Annotated in this window: 5 protein-coding genes and 1 pseudogene; 1 reads left to right on the plus strand and 5 read right to left on the minus strand. The window is 76.6% G+C overall.

Going from position 1 to position 4,746, the window contains the following annotated elements:
* From B0E53_RS33220 to B0E53_RS33235, 4 genes and pseudogenes are all read right to left on the minus strand, one after another.
* Positions 1–374, minus strand: a pseudogene (locus B0E53_RS33220) (metallophosphoesterase); the annotation flags it as partial.
* A gap of 19 nt (positions 375–393) precedes the next feature.
* A complete protein-coding gene (locus B0E53_RS33225) occupies positions 394–639 on the minus strand; it encodes a MoaD/ThiS family protein (protein WP_107079563.1) in 246 nt (81 codons plus the stop codon).
* A 3-nt stretch (positions 640–642) separates the two neighbouring features.
* Positions 643–1,644, minus strand: a complete 1,002-nt coding sequence (gene moaA, locus B0E53_RS33230; RefSeq protein WP_246835724.1) for a GTP 3',8-cyclase MoaA — start codon at positions 1,642–1,644, stop codon at positions 643–645.
* An 11-nt stretch (positions 1,645–1,655) separates the two neighbouring features.
* Positions 1,656–2,570: a fructosamine kinase family protein gene (locus tag B0E53_RS33235; protein WP_107079565.1), complete on the minus strand. Its 915-nt coding sequence runs from the start codon at positions 2,568–2,570 to the stop codon at positions 1,656–1,658.
* A gap of 162 nt (positions 2,571–2,732) precedes the next feature.
* On the opposite strand from B0E53_RS33235, the gene B0E53_RS33240 reads away from it, so the two are divergent.
* Positions 2,733–3,770: a DUF4192 domain-containing protein gene (locus tag B0E53_RS33240; RefSeq protein WP_107079566.1), complete on the plus strand. Its 1,038-nt coding sequence runs from the start codon at positions 2,733–2,735 to the stop codon at positions 3,768–3,770.
* A 5-nt stretch (positions 3,771–3,775) separates the two neighbouring features.
* On the opposite strand, the gene fdhD is transcribed toward B0E53_RS33240, so the two are convergent.
* On the minus strand, positions 3,776–4,630 hold the full coding sequence (gene fdhD, locus B0E53_RS33245; RefSeq protein ID WP_107079567.1) for a formate dehydrogenase accessory sulfurtransferase FdhD: 855 nt from the start codon (positions 4,628–4,630) through the stop codon (positions 3,776–3,778).
* Positions 4,631–4,746: the final 116 nt, after the last annotated feature.

A 4,746-nucleotide genomic window follows, 5' to 3' on the forward strand; every position in this document is an offset into this window, starting at 1 on the left:
CCGGCCGCGGCGGTGTCCGCCCGGCCGGTGCCGCCTGCCGGCACCGGCACCGGCTCGGCAGCCGCGCCGGTCGCGGCCAGCTCGCGGCGGCGCAGCACCAGCTTCGCCACCGCCATGGGCACTTCCAGGACCAGCAGCAGCACCAGCAGGTAGAACATCAGGGCCAGCCACAGGTAGCCCGGCCAGGCCAGCCAGTACGAGCCGTTGCGGGTGCCCACCATGGTCGCCGGCACCAGCAGCGCCAGCAGCAGCGCGGACGCCCCGCCGGCCTTCCGCCAGCGGCCCGGCCGGGTGGTGTCGCGGACCAGCCGTTTCCACCGGTAGAGGTGGATCAGGGCGGTGACGAGCACAGCGAAGCCCACGAAAGTCGCCATCGCCAGCACGGGAGCCTCCTCAGCCGCCCGCGAAGGGCGGCAGCACGTCGACCGTCGCCCCGGCCGGCAGCGGTGCCTGACGATCATGGCAGGCCAACCCGTCGACCAGGAAACTCGCCGCCTTCAGCACCACGGCCAGCCGCTCGCCGTGCCGCTCGGTCAGCTCGTCGAGGAGTTCGTCGAGCGACCGGCCGGCGGGCGCGGTCTCCTCGGCGCGGCCGGCCGCGGCCCGCGCGCCGGCGAAATAGCGGACGGTGAGCTGCACCGGTCAGCCTCCGATCGCCGACATGGGGCGGGCGGGTTGCAGGAAGGTGGGGTCGTCGATGCCGTGCCCGGCCCGCTTGCCCCAGGTCGCGGCTCGCCAGCGGCGGGCCAGCTCCTCGTCGTCCGCTCCGGCGCGCAGCGCGCCGCGCAGGTCGGACTCCTCGGTGGCGAAGAGGCAGTTGCGGACCTGACCGTCGGCGGTGAGCCGGGTCCGGTCGCAGTCGCCGCAGAACGGCCGGGTCACGCTCGCGATCACCCCGACCCGGGCCGGCCCGCCGTCCACCAGCCAGGTCTCGGCCGGGGCCGCGCCCCGCTCGCCGGGGTCGGCGGTCAACGCGAACTCGGCGCGCAGGGCGGCGAGGATCTCCTCGGCGGTGACCATGGTCGACCGGTCCCAGCCGTGCTGGGCGTCCAGCGGCATCTGCTCGATGAACCGCAGCTCGTAGCCGTGGGCCAGGGCGAACCGGAGCAGCGCGGGCGCCTCGTCGTCGTTTACCCCGCGCATCAGCACCGCGTTGATCTTCACCGGGGTCAGCCCGGCCGCCGCCGCGCCGGCCAACCCGGCCAGCACGTCGGCGTGCCGGTCCCGCCGGGTCAGCTCCGCGAACCGGGACCGGTCCAGGGTGTCCAGCGAGACGTTGACCCGGTCCAGCCCGGCGGCGCGCAGGGTGGGCGCGAGGCGGTCCAGGCCGATGCCGTTGGTGGTCAGCGAGATGCGCGGGCGGGGCTCCAACGCGGCCACCGCCGACAGGATGCGGGCCAGGCCGGGTCGGATCAGCGGCTCGCCGCCGGTGAAGCGGACCTCGGTGACGCCGAGCCGGTGCACCGCCACCCGGATCAGCCGGACGATCTCGTCGTCGTCGAGCAGCTGCGGCCCGGCCAGCCAGGGCAGCCCTTCCGCCGGCATGCAGTAGGTGCAGCGCAGGTTGCACTTGTCGGTCAGCGAGACCCGGAGGTCCCGGGCGACCCGGCCGTACCGGTCGACAAGGGCCCCGTCGGTCGTCATCGGCGCCGCGGTCACCCGTCGACCGTAGCGCGTCCGGTGCCGCGCAGCGCGGCGCGGGCGGCGGAGTCCACGGCCGCCCGGTACGCCGCGCCGAACAGCGCGGTGTGCACCAGCAGCAGGTGGAGCTGGTGCAGCGGCACCCGTTCCCGCCAGCCGTCGGCCAGCGGCCACGCCTCCCGGTAGGCGGCCGTGATCCGGTCGAGGTGCGGCGGTCCGCCGAACAGGGCGAGCTGGGCCAGGTCGGTCTCCCGGTGGCCGCCGTGCGCGGCGGGGTCGACCAGCCAGACCCGGTCGTCGGCGCCCCAGAGCAGGTTGCCGGGCCAGAGGTCGCCGTGGATCCGGGCCGGCGGCTCGTCGCCGCCGAACTCGGCGATCCGGTCGAGCAGTTCCTCGACCGGGCCGGCCTCCGCGCTGGTGAGCGCGCCGTTGTCGACCGACATCCGCAGGTACGGCAGGAGCCGCCGCTGGGCGAACCACTCCGACCACGGGCCCGGGTCGGGGGTGTTGTCCTGCGGCAGCAGGCCGATGAACCCCGGCCACTCGGCGCCGAAGGCGGGCGCCCCGGCCCGGTGCAGCCCGGCCAGCTCGCGGCCGAACAGCTCGGCCGCCTCCGGCGTCGGCTCGTGCGGCTCGACCCAGTCGAGCGCCAGCAGCTCCGGCAGCGCCACCACCACCTCCGGCACGGCGACCGTGCCCGCCTCGCGCAGCCAGCGCAGCCCGGCCGCCTCGGCGGCGAAGAAGCCCTCGGGCACGGCCCGCTCCGTGTGCTCCGGCCAGGTCTTGGCGAAGACCGAGTGCCCGTCGTCCAGGGTGAGCCGGGACGCGGCGCAGCTGTCCCCGCCGGAGACCGGCGTCTCCCGGATCCGTTGGTGGGTCAGGAAGGTCGGCAGGTGCTCCGGGTGTGCCCGCAGGTACGCCAGGTCCATGAGCGCAAGGTAGCCGGTCCGCGGAGCCCGCGCGGGCCGTGGCCGGCTCCGGAGCGTGCCGTTCCTCGCCGACCTGGGCCGATACTCTGCGTATCTGTGGACAACCTGCGTGTCGTCCACAGGGCCTGTCGCGCCGGCACCGGTCCGCCGCACGCTCCCGGCATGAACTCCACCGAGCGTCCCCGCCTCGCCGTCCGCTCGCCCGCCGACCTCGTCGCCGCCGTGCCGTACCTGCTCGGCTTCCATCCCGCCGACAGCGTCGTGGTGGTGGCGGTGCGCAGCCGGCGGGTCGTCTTCGCCGCCCGGGGTGACCTGCCCGAGCCGGGCACCGACCCGCGTCCGGCCGCCCGGCACCTGGCCGAGGTGGTCGCCCGGCAGGGCACCGACGCCGCCACCGTGATCGGCTACGGTCCGGCCGCCCGGGTCACGGCCGCGGTGGACGCGGTCGGCGAGGCACTGGACCAGACCGGTCTGCTCGTCCTCGACGCGCTCCGGGTCACCGACGGGCGCTGGTGGTCCTACCTCTGCGCCGATCCGGCCTGCTGCCCGCCCGAGGGCACCCCCTACGACCCGGCGGCCAGCGAGGTCAGCGCGGCGGCCGTCTTCGCCGGTCAGGTCGCGCTGCCCGACCGCGCCGCGCTGGCCGCGCAGGTGTCCCCGCTCGGCGGGCCGGTCCGGGTGGCCATGCGCCGGGCCACCGCCCGGGCCCACCGCAGACTGGCCGGGCTGGCCGGTGAGGCGGCCGGGACGGAGCTGACCACGGGCCCCTCGGTCCGCTCGGCCGGGGTGGCGGCGGTGCGCACCGCGTTCCGCCGGCACCGGCGCGGTGAGCGGCTCGGCGACGACGAGGTGGCCTGGCTGACCGTGCTTCTCACCCACCTCCCCGTACGCGACCACGCCTGGTCCCGCACCGACGGCCGGGACGCCGACATCAGCCTCTGGACCGACGTGCTGCGCCGGGCCGAGCCGGAGCTGATCGCCGCCCCGGGCAGCCTGCTGGCCTTCGCCGCCTGGCGGGCCGGCCACGGCGCGGTGGCCGCCGTCGCCCTGGAACGGGTGCTCGCCGCGCACCCCGGCTACTCGCTGGCCGTGCTCCTCGACGACGCGCTCCGCCGCGGGCTGTCCCCTGCCGAGCTGGACGGCTGGCCGGCGACCGCCGGCCCGGTGCTGCGCCACCGCAAGCGTCGTCCCCGCCGGTGACCGGATCACCCGGGCACGCGCTGCGCCCCGGTGTAGACGTTCATGGTCCCGCCGCGGAGGAAGCCGACCAGCGTCATCCCGGCCTCCTCGGCCAGGTCGGCCGCGAGCGTGCTGGGCGCGGAGACCGCGGCCAGCAGCGGCACGCCGGCCATCCACGCCTTCTGGGTCAGCTCGAAGCTGGCCCGGCCCGACACGAGCAGCAGGTGCCCGGCGAGCGGGAGCCGGCCTTCCCGGACCGCCCAGCCGACCACCTTGTCCACCGCGTTGTGCCGGCCGACGTCCTCGCGCGACACCACCAGCTCGCCGTCGGCGGTGAAGAGGCCGGCCGCGTGCAGGCCGCCGGTGCGGTCGAAGGTCCGCTGGGCCGCGCGCAGCCGGTCGGGCAGCGCGGCCAGCAGCTCGGCGGTCACCGCGAGCGGGTCCTCACCCACCGCGAACCGCGAGCGGGTCCGGACGGAGTCGATGCTCGCCTTGCCGCAGACCCCGCACGAGCTGGTGGTGTAGAAGTTGCGGGCCGGGTCGGTGACCGGCTCCGGCACGCCGGGCGCCAGGGCCACGTCGACCACGTTGTAGGTGTTCGGGGTCTCCGCCCCGGCGCAGAGCTGCGCGGTGCGCACGTCGTCGGCCGACCGGATCAGCCCCTCGGTGAGCAGGAAGCCGATCGCCAGGTCCAGGTCGTCGCCGGGGGTGCGCATGGTCACGGCGAGCGGCCTGCGCCGGCCGGGCCCCGCCGGGCCGACCCGGATCTCCAGCGGCTCCTCCACGACCATGGTGTCCTGCCGGCGCAGCCGCGCCCGCCCGTCGGCCGCCCCGTCGAGGTCGATCCGGAGCACGCCGCGCCGATCAGTCGCCCGTCCCATGCCGCCATCCTGCCCCGCGCCCCCGGGCACCCGCACCGCGGCGCCACCCGCGGTTACGGTTGCCGCGTGACGGCGTACGCGGCGGTGGTGCTCTCGGGCGGCGCGGCCCGCCGGAT

Source organism: Micromonospora sp. MH33 (assembly GCF_003013775.1).
Taxonomy (GTDB): Bacteria; Actinomycetota; Actinomycetes; order Mycobacteriales; family Micromonosporaceae; genus Micromonospora; species Micromonospora fulviviridis.

Bases quoted from the DNA above. Each gene is read 5' to 3' on its own strand.
- B0E53_RS33240 (WP_107079566.1), top strand. From the start codon at position 2,733: ATGAACTCCACCGAGCGTCCCCGCCTCGCCGTCCGCTCGCCCGCCGAC.
- fdhD (WP_107079567.1), bottom strand. From the start codon at position 4,630: ATGGGACGGGCGACTGATCGGCGCGGCGTGCTCCGGATCGACCTCGAC.
- moaA (WP_246835724.1), bottom strand. From the start codon at position 1,644: ATGACGACCGACGGGGCCCTTGTCGACCGGTACGGCCGGGTCGCCCGG.
- B0E53_RS33235 (WP_107079565.1), bottom strand. From the start codon at position 2,570: ATGGACCTGGCGTACCTGCGGGCACACCCGGAGCACCTGCCGACCTTC.